The sequence below is a fragment of the Cellulomonas algicola genome, from assembly GCF_003851725.1.
GTDB classification, from domain to species: domain Bacteria; phylum Actinomycetota; class Actinomycetes; order Actinomycetales; family Cellulomonadaceae; genus Cellulomonas; species Cellulomonas algicola.
On record NZ_BHYL01000092.1, the window covers coordinates 1 to 13,019 of the forward strand.

Consider the following 13,019-nt stretch of genomic DNA (forward strand, 5'->3'; position numbering starts at 1 on the left):
CGCGACCTGCCGCCGCGGACGCCCCCTGCGCCGCGCCGCCCGCCGCGCGAGCCTCGTCCAGCGCGCGCTGCGCGGCCGCCTTCGCCTGCTCGGCGGCGCTGACGGCACGGGCGGACGCCTCCGACGCGGCGGCTGCCTCGGTCGCCGTGACCTGCCCGGCCTGCCGGGCCTTCTCGGTCAGGCCGCGGACCGTCGCCATCTCCTGGTCACGTGCCCGGGCGACGTCCTGCCCGTGCACCAGGAACTCGTGGAGCTCCTCGGGGGTGCCCGCGAGGGCCGACTGCGCCGCCGCGTCGAGCGCGGCACCCGAGCTGTTGGGCGCCCCGGCGAGCATGGTCGCGACCATGAGCCGCTCGTCGGCGGCCTGGGCGAGCGGGAGCCCCGTCGACAGGAAGTCGGACCACGCCTCCGCGTCTCCCGCGAGCGCCTTCTGCGCCGCGGCCCGGGTCGCCGGCCCTCCGGCGTCGAGCGCCCGGGCGACGCGCAGACGCTCGTCCGCGGTCCACGCGGTCTTGTACCCGCCGTCGACGAACGCGCGCAGCGACTCGGCGGACCCGGCGAGCGCCGCGGTCGCGGCCGACCGGAGCGCGGGACCGTCGGTGCCGGCGAGCACCTGCGCCGACACCCGGTAGTCCGCGGCGACGGCGGTGCCGAAGCCGGACTCCACGAACGTGCGCAGGTCGGCGTCGGAGCCGACCAGCGCGGCCTCGGCGGCCCGCCGGACCGACGGGGTGCCCGTCGAGAGCAGGGAGACCACCCAGGGGCGCGCCTCCAGCACCTCGTCAGGCTCGGCCGCCAGGGCCGGGGTCGTGCCGAGCGTGACGCCCAGGACCACCGCCACCACACCAGCGCACAGCGCTCGCCACCCGATGCGTGCCACGAACTCCCCCTCCGGCGCGGCCGTCGTGGCTCCCCGCCACCACGACCGCGATCACCCAGCACCGACGACATCGACCAGGACCCGCTCGGACCAGCACGGCCAGAGGCAGGGCGACATCGCTGTCGGCAGCACCGGGACGTGACGGAGGGGGCATCCCGGCCGCGGGACGAGCGTCCTGCGGCGAGCGAGACATACCCCTCGGCGACGGATGTTAACCACTCCATGACCACGTTCGGCGGCATTCGGACGTCGTGGCGGTGAACAACTTCACCGCTGCCGCACGATCGCGGCAGCGGTGCCGCCCGCAGGAGGACCGCGGCGCCGGACCCGTTCGACCGGCCGGTGTGGGCGGGGGCGGGCACGATGGGGCCATGCGCCTGCCCGTGATGCCGCCCGTCGCTCCGATGCTCGCGAAGTCCGTCCCGACGATCCCCGACGTGGGGCACGTCGAGCCGAAGTGGGACGGGTTCCGGACGATCGTGTTCCGCGACGGCGACGAGGTCGAGCTCGGCAGCCGCAACGAGAAGCCGATGACGCGCTACTTCCCGGAGCTCGTCGAGGCGATCAAGGCGAACACCCCGGAGCGGTGCGTCCTGGACGGGGAGATCGTCGTCGTCACGGGCGACCGGCTGGACTTCGACGCGCTGCAGCAGCGCATCCACCCGGCGGCGAGCCGCGTGAAGCTCCTGAGCGGGACGACACCCGCGAGCTTCGTGGCGTTCGACCTGCTGGCGCTGGGCGACGACGACTGGACGCAGCGACCGTTCGGCGACCGGCGTGCGGCGCTCGTCGACGCGTTGAAGGACGCGCGCGACCCGGTGTTCGTGACGCCCGCGACGGGCGACCTCGCGGAGGCGCAGGACTGGTTCACCCGGTTCGAGGGTGCGGGACTCGACGGGGTCGTCGCGAAGCCGCTCGACGGCACGTACCAGCCGGACAAGCGGGCCATGTTCAAGATCAAGCACGAGCGGACCGCCGACTGCGTGGTGGCGGGGTTCCGCTGGCACAAGTCCGGCGACGTCGTGGGGTCGCTGCTGCTGGGGCTCTACAACGAGGCGGGCGACCTGCAGCACGTGGGCGTGAGCGCGTCGTTCCCGATGGCGCGCCGCAAGACGCTGCTCGACGACCTCGCGCCGTACCGGGACGTGTCGCTCGCGGAGCACCCGTGGGGGCGCTGGGCGGACGCCGAGGCGCACGCGGGCAACCGGCTGCCGGGCGCGGTGAGCCGGTGGAACGCGACGAAGGACCTGTCGTTCGTGCCGCTGTCGCCGGAGCTCGTGGTCGAGGTCGCGTACGACCACATGGAGGGCGACCGGTTCCGGCACACCGCGCAGTTCCGCCGCTGGCGCCCGGACCGTGACCCCGAGTCGTGCACGTACGCACAGCTCGAGACCCCCGTGACGTTCGACCTCGCGGAGATCCTCGGCCGCTGACGTGCCGAGGCGGTACCCGGCGGCCGCACGGAGAGCGGGTCTAGCGACGGCCGTCCACGACCGCGACGATCGCGTCGAACCACTCCCTGATCGAGACGCCGTCACGCCGCGGGTCGTAGGAGACGGTGGTCGAGACGATCCAGGCCGACGCCGGCACCTCACCGTCGCCGGCGTCGTCGAGCAGCCGGACGATCTCGCGTCGCAGGCCACCGACGACCTCCTCCCCCTCGGCCCGCACGAACGCGCGGACGACGTCGAGGGGGTCGTCCGCGTCCAGGTCGTGGTCCTGGTGGAAGTAGGCCTCGGCGAGATAGCGGATGTCGTCCCGCGGACGTGGACGGCGCCGCCCGTGACTCTGCCCCACCCGGCCCCCTCGGCTCAGCACACCCCGTCGCCGCTGTTCGGCGGCTCGTCGCCGCACCCTAGCGCTCGTCATCGGCGCGGTGACCGCACCCCGGCCCGCGAGCGGCGCCCGCGATCGTCAGCGGGCGAGGCGGCGGACCGCGTCGAGGACCACGTCGGGCAGGTCCGGGTCGGCGAGGACGCGGAAGTGACCGGGGGTCCGCAGCTCGACGTTCTGCGCACCGGCGAGCATCGACCCCTCGGGTACGTGCGGGTCCCAGCGCGAGAAGACGGAGACGATGCGCTCGTCGACGTCGACGACGCGCGCGAGCCCGACGATGTCGGGGTGGTCGGGTCGGAAGATCCGGAGGGACCGCAGCGGGAGGAGCCGGGCGAGCCGGGACCCGGCGAACGGTGTGGCGACGGCCACGACGCCGCACACCCGGTCGGCGACGGCGGGCTCGCTGAGCAGCCGCTTGCCGACGAGCCCGCCCTTGGAGTGCGCGACGACGACGACGTCGCGCAGGTCGCGGTCGAGGATCAGCTCGGCGACGACCCGGGCAGCCTCGGCGAGGTCCTGCACGTGGTAGCCGAGGCCGGGCACGACGTGCACCGGGTGCCCGGCCTGGAAGAGCCGGTGCGCGAGCGGCTGGAGGAACGGCCACGGCTCCATGACGCCGGGGACGAGGACGACCTCGGGCGTCGTCGGCCGGTCGGGCTGCAGGTAGCGGTCGGGCTCGCCGGGGTGCAGCACGCCGAGCACCTGGTACCACCCCGCGTAGGCGTAGTCGGCGACGCGCCACCAGGTGCGCCGCACGACGTCACCCGGCAGGGCGCGGCCGAGGGCGTCGCTCCCGGGCCGGTCCGGCGGCGGCGGTGAGGTGGTCACGACCGGACCACGTGCGCGCCGCTCGACGTCCCGCCGCGGCAGACCTCCGCGACGACGGCGGCCTGCGCGTACTGGACGACGTGCGCGGCGTCCGGCACGACGAGCGCGCGACCGTCGGGGGCGGTGTCGGCGAGCCGGCGGACCCACGCGTCGGACGCGATCGGGTCGCGCGCGCCGCGGACGACGACCACTGGGCAGCGGGTCTCGGCGACCGCGGCGTCGGTCGCGAAGTCGAGCATGTGGGGCAGCTGCCGGGCGTACCGCCGGACGCCCGCCCGGAGGTAGTCGCTGAAGACGATGGCGTTCGCCCGGAGCGGCTCGTGCACGGAGTCCCTCGCGAGCCGCAGGGCCTGCGCGACGGCGGTGGGCGCGCTCGGGTCGACGACCGGCCCGAGCAGCACGACGCGCTCCGCGACGTCGGGGTGCCGGCGCGCGGCCTCGGCCACGACCTGCGCCCCCATCGAGTGACCCGTGAGGACGGCGCGCCGGACGCCGTGCGCGGCGAGCTGCTCGACGAGCCCGTCCGCGAGCTCCGAGATGCTGGGGGCCTCGTCGGGCCGGGGCGAGCGCCCGAAGCCGGGCAGCTCGGGCACGAGGACGTGCGCGTCGGCGGAGAGGGCGCGTGCGAGAGGGCGGAAGTACCGGGCGGAGACGCCGATGCCGTGCACGAGCACCTGCGTCGTCGTCCCACGGGGGCTGCCGTGCTGCTCGATCGCCCACGGGAGCGCCGAGGTGGTGCGGGCAGCGCTCGTGGTCATGCCCTGATCGTCGTCGCGCGCACGTGCGGACGCACGGCGAGGGACGCGTCCGGACGGGTGAGAAGGACCACGTCTCAGCGGTCGCGAAGCTCCCGCATGGCGCGCTGCGCCTCCATGTTGTCCTGCCGCTCGCGCAGGGCCTGGCGCTTGTCCCAGTCCTTCTTGCCGCGGGCGAGCGCGATCTCGACCTTCGCGCGGCCGTCGAGGAAGTACAGCGCGAGAGGCACGATGGTGTGGCCCTTCTCGCGCGTGCGGGACTCGAGCCGGTCGATCTCCTCGCGGTGCAGCAGCAGCTTGCGCTTGCGCCGCGGCGCGTGGTTGGTCCAGGTGCCCTGCGAGTACTCCGGGATGTGCACGCCGTGCAGGTAGGCCTCGGACCCCTCGATCTCGCACCAGCCGTCGACGAGCGACGCGCGCCCGGCGCGGAGCGCCTTGACCTCGGTGCCGGTGAGGACGACGCCGGCCTCGAACACGTCCTCGATGGTGTAGTCGTGCCGGGCCTTGCGGTTCGCGGCCACGAGCTTGCGCCCTGTCTCCTTGGCCACGTCCCGGCCTCCGTCCGTCGTTCGTCGAGCGGGGCGACGATCGCCGCCCGCCGCTCAGCAGTGCCGCAGCAGCCTACCCGCCACCCCGGGACCCACCACCGCTTTACGCCACCGGCGCAGCGGACGGGAGCCGCGGGACCGTCAGAGGCCGAGCAGCGGCCGCGGGTTCGTCGTCGCGCCGTTGACGTACACCTCGAAGTGCAGGTGGCACGCGGCCGACGTCCCGGTGTTGCCCGAGTAGCCGATGAGCTGCCCGCGCTCGACGCGCTGACCGGTCGCCACCGCGAACGACGTGAGGTGGTTGTACGACGCGGACACGGCGTTGCCGTTGACGAACCCGCTGTCGATCATCACCTGGTTGCCGAACCCGAAGCGCGTCTTCGCCCAGGTCACGGTGCCGGCGCGGCCCGCGTACACCTTGGTGTTGCAGTAGGTGCGCAGGTCGATCCCGGCGTGCAGGCGCACGTACCCGAGGGTCGGGTGCAGCCGCATGCCGTACTCGGAGGTCACGTACATCGGGCTGATGCTCGTGGGGTTGCCGAACAGACCCCCGCCGACGGGCCCGGGTGCGGGCTGCGGCCTGCCGGCGGCGGCGTCACGGGCGCGCTGCGCCTCGATCGCGGCGCGCAGCTCGTTCTCGATGGCCTTGGCCTCGGCGTCCATCTGCGCGAGCGCGGCGGCGAGCGCGGACTTCTGCGACTCGAGCGACGCCTGCTGCGCCTGCTGCTCGGCGACGAGCGCGTCGAGGCTCGCCTTCGCGTCCGCGGCGGCCTCCCGCGCCTGGTCGGCCTCGACGACCTTCTGGTCGGCCTCGGCCTTGAGCTCGGCGATGCGGTCCTCGACCGCGTCGAGCCGCGCCTGCGCGTTGCGGTTGCTGGCCTCGGCGGCCTTGAGCGCGTCGAGCACCTGCGCCTGCGTGCGCAGCGCGGTCGAGACGAGCCCGTACTTCTGGACGAAGTCCTCGGTGCTCTGCGCGTCGAGGATGACGCTGACGCCCGACACCTCTCCCCCGCCGCGGTACGCCTCGCGCGCCATCTGCCCGATCGCCGCGCGCATCTTGGCGGCCTCGTCGGTGTCCGTCTGGATCTTGGCGGAGAGCGTGACCTGCTGCTCCTGGGCGTCGACGAGCCGTGCGGCGATGAGCGCCGCCTCGCGCTGCGCCTTCTCGAGCGCGGCCTTCGCCTCGTCGAGCTTCGCCTGGGCCGCGGGGATCTGCGCCTGCAGGTCGAGCAGCCTGCTGGCGGTGGCCTGCAGGTTCGCGTCGAGGCCCTCCATCGCCGCCTCGGCGTCGGCCTGCGCCTTCGCGTTCGCGGCGGCCCGCTGCTCGGCGGCCTTGCGGCGGTCGTCGATCGGGTCGGCGAGCGCGGGCGACGCGACGGCGATCCCCGCCACGAGCGCGAACGCGGCGAGCACGGCGGGCAGACGACGACGGGCCACGGTCACACCTTCGTGTAGCGGCTGAGGGTCACGAGCGACGAGATCGCCGCGAGCAGGATCGCGACGGCGATCAGCGCGGGCGCGACGGCGAGCACGTCGGCGGTGCTCACGTACGGGATCCAGCCGACGGACGCCCCGAGCCAGTCGGTCACGAGGTACTCGACCCCCAGCCAGAGGCCGCCGACGGCGAGCAGCGCGCCGACGGTCGCGGCGAGCGCACCCTCGAGCATGAACGGCAGCTGGATGAAGATGGTCGACGCCCCGACGAGCTTCATGATCCCGGTCTCGCGGCGGCGGCTCAGCGCGGACAGCCGGATCGTCGTCGTGATGAGCAGGACCGCGGCGAGCAGCATGACGGCCGCGAGCCCCCCGGCGAGCAGCGTCGCGCGGTTGAGCACGAGGAACAGCTTGTCGAACAGCCGTCTCTGGTCCTGCACCTCCTCGACGCCCGGGCGCCCCGAGACGACGTCGGCGACGACCTGGTACTTCTGCGGGTCGGTCAGCTTGATGCGGTACGACGAGTTCATGTCGTCGGCCGTCGCGGCGGACGCCCAGAACTGGTCGGCGAACTGCTCCTGGAACGCGGCGAACGCCTGCTCCTTCGTCTCCTCGTACACGTGCTCGACGAAGGGGGCGATCTCGGGGGCGTCGAGCGCCGTCCGGATGTCGGCGCGCTGCTCGTCGGTGACCTCGCCCGACGCGCACGTCGGCTCCGACGAGTTCTGCGGGCAGAGGAAGACGGAGACCTCGACCTTGTCGTACCAGTCGTCCTTCATCTTGCCGATCTGCAGCTGCAGCAGCGCCGCGGACCCGACGAACGTGAGGGAGACGAAGGTGACGAGGATGACGGACACCGTCATCGAGAGGTTGCGACGGAGGCCCTGGGCGATCTCCGAGAGGATGAACTGGACGCGCACGGCTCCCCCTCAGCGGTCCGAGCCGTAGACGCCGCGCGACTGGTCGCGCACCATCTGGCCGGTCGAGAGCTCGATCACGCGCTTGCGCATCTGGTCGACGATCTCGTCGTCGTGCGTCGCCATGACGACCGTCGTGCCCGTGCGGTTGATGCGGTCCAGCAGGCGCATGATCCCCAGGGAGGTCGTCGGGTCGAGGTTCCCCGTGGGCTCGTCGCACAGCAGGATGCTCGGCCGGTTGACGAACGCGCGCGCGATCGCGACGCGCTGCTGCTCACCGCCCGAGAGCTCGTGCGGCCGACGCTTCTCCTTGCCGGACAGCCCGACCATCTCGAGCACGTCGGGGACGGTCGTGAGGATGTGGTGGCGCGGCTTGCCGATGACCTGCAGCGCGAACGCCACGTTCTCGAACACCGACTTGTTGGGCAGCAGGCGGAAGTCCTGGAAGACGGCGCCGATCTGGCGGCGCAGGTGCGGCACGCGCCACGACGACAGCGTGCCGAGCTCCTTGCCGGCGACGAAGACCCGACCGGCCGACGCCCGCTCCTCGCGCAGCACGAGGCGCAGGAACGTGGACTTGCCGGAGCCGGACGCGCCGACGAGGAAGACGAACTCGCCGCGCTCGACGTCCAGGGACACGCGGTCCAGCGCGGGGCGGGCGCCGCGCGCGTAGACCTTGGTGACGTTCTCGAATCGGATCACTGCACCGGTGCGGCCAGGGTCGGGGAACGGGGTGCTGCTGCTGGCCTCGTCGAGCGTAGGCAGCGGCGCGGGGCCACCCCCCGTGTGACACGCCGCACGCATCCTGTGAGTTCGTCGCCCGGGACGACGACGCGCGGGACGACCCGGACGAACACCCCGAACCGGGCCGGTCGCGCGTGCGGGGCGGACCGGGTCAGCGGAGCAGCGGGGACAGCGGGGGCAGCGACCGCGGCGTCAGCTCGGCGCTCGTCGCGCCCGTGATCGCCGCGAGGACGGTCTCGTGCGACACGGCCGCCGCGTCGAACGTCCCGTTGTTGCGCCCGTGCCGCAGCACGACGATGCGGTCCGACACCGCGCGCACGTCGGTCATGTTGTGCGAGATGAGGATGACGCCGAGCCCGAGGTCGCGCAGGCGCTCGATGTGCACGAGCACCTCGGCGGTCTGCGCGACGGACAGCGCCGCGGTCGGCTCGTCGAGCACGACGATCCGCGGGCTGCCGATCAGGGTGCGGGCGATCGCGACGGACTGGCGCTGCCCCGCCGACAGGCTCGACAGCGGCGACCGCACCGACGGGATGCGGCTGTTGAGGTCGCGCAGCACCTGGCGGGCGATCTGCTCCATGCGGGAGTCGTCGCGCGACGCGCCGAGCCGCAGCTCGCGGCCGAGGAACAGGTTGGACGTGACGTCGAGGTTCTCGCACAGCGCGAGGTCCTGGAACACCGTCGCGATGCCGAGCCCGCGCGCGGCGGTCGGCGTGGGGATCGTGACCTGCTCGCCGGCGATCTCGATGAACCCCGCGTCGGGGGCCAGCACGCCGGACACCATCTTCGCGAGCGTCGACTTGCCCGCCCCGTTGTCACCGACGAGCGCGACGACCTCGTGCGCGTGCACGTCGAGGTCGACGCCGACGAGCGCCTCGACCGCGGCGAACCGCTTGGTGATGCCGCGCATCGAGAGCAGGGGGACGTCGCTGCTCATCTGTTCACCTGCTCCCCGTCGGGCACGTGATACGTGCAGTGAATGACCATGGTGCGCCTGCGTCAACCCGCCGGGCCCTCATGCCTGTTCCACCAGGCCCACCTCGTCGGCGTCGACGCGCAGCGGGACGTCGGTCGACTGCAGGGCGAGGACGAGGCCGCCGAGCACCTCGGCCCGCGTGCCGAGCGACGCGCCGACGACGTCGAGCGGGACGAGCTGGTTGGGCAGGACGTGCCGGCGCATGGCCTCGCGCATCGGACGCAGCAGCACCTCGCCGGTGTCGGCGAGCTCGCCGCCCACGACGACGACCTGCGGGTTCACGGCGGTCGCGAGCCCGGCGACGACCGTCCCGACGAGGGAGCCGACGTCGGCGACGGCCTGCGCGCAGCGCTGGTCGCCCTCGTTGGCGCGCTGCACGACGTCGCGCAACGCGAGCACGCCGTGGCTGTCGCGCAGCCCGCCCAGGAGGGGCGTCGCGCCGGCGACCGTGTCGAGGCAGCCGCTGTTGCCGCAGCGGCAGGGTTCACCCGGGAAGCGCACCGGGACGTGGCCGATCTCCCCCGCCGTCCCGCCCGCACCGCGGTGCAGCTGGCCGCCGATGACGATGCCCGCGCCGACGCCGTGCGAGACGCGCACGTACACGGAGTCGCCGAACTCGCGCGCGGCGCCGAGGGTCGACTCCGCGACGGCGCCGAGGTTGGCGTCGTTGTCGACGTAGACGGGCCGTCCGAGGCGCTTGGACAGCACCTGGCCGACGTGCACCTCGTCCCAGCCGGGCATGAGGCCCGCGACCGAGACCATGCCGGTCGAGGAGTCGACGGGGGCGGGGAGGCCGACGCCGAGGCCGACGACGTCCTCGAGGGTCGCGCCGACGCGCTCGAGCAGGTCGACGACCAGGAGCGCGACGCGGTCGAGGCTCGTGTCGACGCGGTGGCCGGCGGGGAGCGGCAGGGACTGCTCGGCGATCACCTCGTGCGTGAAGTCGCCGAGCACGACCCGCAGGCTGCGGTGGCCGACCTGCACACCGACGGCAAGACCCACGCGGCGGGCGAGCGTGACCATCTGGGCACGCCGCCCGCTGCGGGTGGTGTTGGCGGTGTCGACGACGCCCGCGGCGAGGAGCTCGCGGACGATCGTCGACACCGTGGCCTGCGACAGGCCGGTCGCGGTGGCGAGCTCGACCTGGGTGAGCCCGCCGTACCGCTTGACGGTCTCGACGACGAGGACGCGGTTGGCCTCGCGCAGGGACGACTGCGAGCCGGCTGCCGCTGCTCGCCTGCTCACGGGGCCAGAACCTACCGCGCCGTCGGGACCGCCAGGACGCTACTGCGTCCCGGCACGCCGCTTGTTGATCAGGTCGAACGCGACCGCCAGGAGCAGCACGAGCCCCTTGATCGCCATCTGCCAGGACGGGTCGACCGACATGATCGACAGACCCATGTTGAGAACGCCCATGATGAGCGCACCGACGATCGCGCCCGAGATCCGGCCGATGCCGCCCGTGACCGCCGCGCCGCCGATGAAGCACGCGGCGATCGCGTCGAGCTCGAAGTTCTGGCCCGCCGCCGCGATGGCCGCACCGGCACGGGCGGTCGTCACGATGGCCGCCGCACCCGCGAGCACGCCCATGTTCACGAAGATCCAGAAGTCCACGCGACGCGTGTTGACGCCCGACAGGCCGGCCGCGAGGCGGTTGCCGCCGATCGCGTAGATGTGCCGGCCGAACACCGTGCGCCCCATGAGGAACGTGTAGGCGACGACGAGCACGCCGACGATGACGAGGACGATCGGGGTGCCGCCCGCGGAGAACGACAGGATCACCGTGAGGATGCCGATGCCGATCGCGATCAGCGCGAGCTTGGCGACGAACGCGCCGAGCGGCTCGACGTACAGCTCGTGCTTGCGCAGCGACGAGCGTGCCCGCAGCTGCGAGACCACGATCGCGACGATCGCGAGCGCCCCGATGAGGAGCGTCACGACGTCCATGTTGCTGGCGAACCCGAGGAAGTTCGGCAACGAGCCCTTCGAGATCGCGATGAACTGCGACGGCAGGCCGGCGACGGTCTCACCGACGATGACGAGCGCGAGGCCGCGGAAGACGAGCATGCCCGCGAGGGTCACGATGAACGCGGGGATACCGACGTACGCGACCCAGAACCCCTGCCAGGCGCCGACGACGCCGCCGACCGCGAGGCCGATGAGGATCGCGACGACCCACGGCATGTCGAAGTCGCGCATGGTGACCGCGACGATGCCGCCGACGAACGCGACGACCGACCCGACGGACAGGTCGATGTGCCCGGCGACGATCACCATGACCATGCCGATGGCGAGGATCATGACGTACGCGTTCTGCTGGAACAGCGCCGCGACGTTGTTGGCGAGCAGCAGCTTGCCGTCGGTGAGCACCTGGAACAGCAGGACGATCACGACGAGCGCGCCGAAGATGCCGTACTGGCGAGCGTTCCCACCGAGGCCCTGCATGCGCTGCGAGAGCGGCACGCGCGGCTTCGACCCCGGAGGGGCCGCCGGTGCGAGGTTGGTGTCCGTGGTCATCGTGCCGTCACGTCCTTCTCCATGGTCATGTACTGCATGAGGCGCTCCTGCGTGGCGTCGTCGCGGGCGACCTCACCCGTGACCCGTCCCTGGCTGAGCGCGTAGATGCGGTCGCAGATCCCGATCAGCTCCGGCAGCTCGGAGGAGATGACGATGACGCCCTTCCCCGCGTCCGCGAGCCGGTTGATGATCCCGTAGATCTCGTACTTGGCTCCCACGTCGATGCCGCGCGTGGGCTCGTCGAGGATGAGCACGTCCGGATCGGCGTAGATCCACTTGCTCAGCACGACCTTCTGCTGGTTGCCGCCGGACAGCTTGCCGACGAGCGCCGACACGGTCGGCGTCTTGATGTTGAGCTCCTTGCGGTACCGCTCGGCGACCTTCTCCTCCTGCCGGCGGTCCACCACGCCGAGCCGCGCGAGCTTGCCGAGCGCGGACGCGGACACGTTGTGCTGGATCGTGTCGATCAGGTTGAGGCCGAACCGCTTGCGGTCCTCGGTCGCGTACGCGATGCCGTGCCGGATGGCCGCCCCGACGTTCCGGAGGTCGATCTCCTTGCCGTCCTTGAAGACGCGGCCGCTGACGCGGGCGCCGTAGGAGCGGCCGAAGAGGCTCATCGCGAGCTCGGTGCGCCCCGCGCCCATGAGGCCGGCGACGCCCACGATCTCCCCGCGGCGCACGCTGAGCGACGCGCTGTCGACGACCTTGCGGGTCTGGTCGATGGGGTGGTGGACGGTCCAGTCCTCGATGCGCAGGACCTCCTCGCCGATGTTCGGCGTGTGGTCCGGGAACCGGTTGTCGAGCGAGCGCCCGACCATGCCCCGGATGATCCGCTCCTCGCTGACCCTGTCGGCGCCGCGCATGTCGAGCGTCTCGATGGTCTTGCCGTCGCGGATGATCGTCGTGGTGTCGGCGATGGCCTCGATCTCGTTCAGCTTGTGGCTGATGATGATCGAGGTGATGCCGTGCTCGCGCAGCCCGTCGATGAGGCCGAGCAGGTGCGCGGAGTCCTCGTCGTTGAGCGCCGCCGTGGGCTCGTCGAGGATGAGCAGCTTGACCTCCTTGGAGAGCGCCTTGGCGATCTCCACGAGCTGCTGCTTGCCGACGCCGATGTCGACGATCTTGGTGTCGGGACGCTCGTCGAGGCCGACGCGGGCGAGCAGCTTCGCGGCCTCGGAGTTGGTCTTGTTCCAGTCGACGACGCCCCGCTCGGCCTGCTCGTTGCCGAGGAAGATGTTCTCGGCGATCGACAGGTACGGGCTGAGCGCGAGCTCCTGGTGGATGATGACGATGCCGTGGTGCTCGGAGTCCCGGATGCCCCTGAACTCCACGACCTGGCCGTCGAAGACGATGTCGCCCTCGTAGGTGCCGTGCGGGTAGACGCCCGAGAGCACCTTCATCAGCGTCGACTTGCCGGCGCCGTTCTCTCCGCAGATCGCGTGCACCTCGCCGCGGCTCACCGAGAGGTTCACGTCCGCCAGCGCGATCACGCCGGGGAACTTCTTGGTGATGCTCCGCATCTCGAGGATGTGGTCGGTGGTCATGTGCCCCTCGCTCGATGGTCCGTCACGGCCGTGCGGGCCC

The 13,019-nt window shown here is 72.4% G+C and carries 13 protein-coding genes; 1 reads left to right on the forward strand and 12 read right to left on the reverse strand.

Going from position 1 to position 13,019, the window contains the following annotated elements; genetic code table 11:
• On the reverse strand, positions 1-841 hold an 841-nt coding region (locus tag CTKZ_RS06825), incomplete at its 3' end, for an ALF repeat-containing protein (protein WP_200829663.1).
• A gap of 410 nt (positions 842-1,251) precedes the next feature.
• On the opposite strand from CTKZ_RS06825, the gene CTKZ_RS06830 reads away from it, so the two are divergent.
• Entirely contained in the window at positions 1,252-2,313 is a 1,062-nt protein-coding gene (locus tag CTKZ_RS06830) for an ATP-dependent DNA ligase (RefSeq protein ID WP_124342250.1), read from the forward strand.
• A 40-nt stretch (positions 2,314-2,353) separates the two neighbouring features.
• On the opposite strand, the gene CTKZ_RS06835 is transcribed toward CTKZ_RS06830, so the two are convergent.
• From CTKZ_RS06835 to mmsA, 11 genes are all read right to left on the reverse strand, one after another.
• Entirely contained in the window at positions 2,354-2,677 is a 324-nt protein-coding gene (locus tag CTKZ_RS06835) for a contact-dependent growth inhibition system immunity protein (RefSeq protein WP_124342251.1), read from the reverse strand.
• A 117-nt stretch (positions 2,678-2,794) separates the two neighbouring features.
• Positions 2,795-3,544 (reverse strand): esterase/lipase family protein, encoded by a 750-nt coding sequence (locus CTKZ_RS06840; RefSeq protein WP_235843379.1) that lies wholly within the window; start codon positions 3,542-3,544, stop codon positions 2,795-2,797.
• Complete coding sequence (locus CTKZ_RS06845) at positions 3,541-4,302, reverse strand: alpha/beta fold hydrolase (RefSeq protein WP_124342252.1); 762 nt, start codon at positions 4,300-4,302, stop codon at positions 3,541-3,543. Before CTKZ_RS06845 ends, CTKZ_RS06840 begins: the two co-directional genes overlap by 4 nt.
• A 74-nt stretch (positions 4,303-4,376) precedes the next feature.
• On the reverse strand, positions 4,377-4,847 hold the full coding sequence (gene smpB, locus CTKZ_RS06850) for an SsrA-binding protein SmpB (protein WP_124342253.1): 471 nt from the start codon (positions 4,845-4,847) through the stop codon (positions 4,377-4,379).
• A 141-nt stretch (positions 4,848-4,988) separates the two neighbouring features.
• Complete coding sequence (locus CTKZ_RS06855) at positions 4,989-6,284, reverse strand: peptidoglycan DD-metalloendopeptidase family protein (RefSeq protein ID WP_124342254.1); 1,296 nt, start codon at positions 6,282-6,284, stop codon at positions 4,989-4,991.
• A 2-nt stretch (positions 6,285-6,286) separates the two neighbouring features.
• The gene (gene ftsX / locus CTKZ_RS06860; protein WP_124342255.1) at positions 6,287-7,201 is read right to left on the reverse strand and encodes a permease-like cell division protein FtsX; all 915 of its coding nucleotides are present in this window, start codon (positions 7,199-7,201) and stop codon (positions 6,287-6,289) included.
• Between the two features lie 9 nt (positions 7,202-7,210).
• Entirely contained in the window at positions 7,211-7,900 is a 690-nt protein-coding gene (gene ftsE, locus CTKZ_RS06865) for a cell division ATP-binding protein FtsE (protein ID WP_124342256.1), read from the reverse strand.
• A gap of 193 nt (positions 7,901-8,093) precedes the next feature.
• Positions 8,094-8,879, reverse strand: a complete 786-nt coding sequence (locus CTKZ_RS06870) for an ATP-binding cassette domain-containing protein (protein ID WP_124342257.1) — start codon at positions 8,877-8,879, stop codon at positions 8,094-8,096.
• Between the two features lie 78 nt (positions 8,880-8,957).
• Positions 8,958-10,163 carry an ROK family transcriptional regulator gene (locus CTKZ_RS06875; protein WP_124342258.1) on the reverse strand — a complete coding sequence of 402 codons (1,206 nt, stop codon included), beginning with the start codon at positions 10,161-10,163 and terminating at the stop codon, positions 8,958-8,960.
• Between the two features lie 39 nt (positions 10,164-10,202).
• On the reverse strand, positions 10,203-11,435 hold the full coding sequence (gene mmsB, locus CTKZ_RS06880) for a multiple monosaccharide ABC transporter permease (RefSeq protein WP_124342259.1): 1,233 nt from the start codon (positions 11,433-11,435) through the stop codon (positions 10,203-10,205).
• Positions 11,432-12,979 carry a multiple monosaccharide ABC transporter ATP-binding protein gene (mmsA, locus tag CTKZ_RS06885; RefSeq protein ID WP_124342260.1) on the reverse strand — a complete coding sequence of 516 codons (1,548 nt, stop codon included), beginning with the start codon at positions 12,977-12,979 and terminating at the stop codon, positions 11,432-11,434. The genes mmsB and mmsA overlap by 4 nt, the downstream gene beginning before the upstream one ends.
• Positions 12,980-13,019 lie beyond the last annotated feature (40 nt).

What these genes read in the sequence shown, in the direction of transcription:
- CTKZ_RS06830 (WP_124342250.1), top strand. Translation starts at nt 1,252, where the DNA reads ATGCGCCTGCCCGTGATGCCGCCCGTCGCTCCGATGCTCGCGAAGTCC.
- CTKZ_RS06845 (WP_124342252.1), bottom strand. Translation starts at nt 4,302, where the DNA reads ATGACCACGAGCGCTGCCCGCACCACCTCGGCGCTCCCGTGGGCGATC.
- CTKZ_RS06870 (WP_124342257.1), bottom strand. Translation starts at nt 8,879, where the DNA reads ATGAGCAGCGACGTCCCCCTGCTCTCGATGCGCGGCATCACCAAGCGG.
- mmsB (WP_124342259.1), bottom strand. Translation starts at nt 11,435, where the DNA reads ATGACCACGGACACCAACCTCGCACCGGCGGCCCCTCCGGGGTCGAAG.
- mmsA (WP_124342260.1), bottom strand. Translation starts at nt 12,979, where the DNA reads ATGACCACCGACCACATCCTCGAGATGCGGAGCATCACCAAGAAGTTC.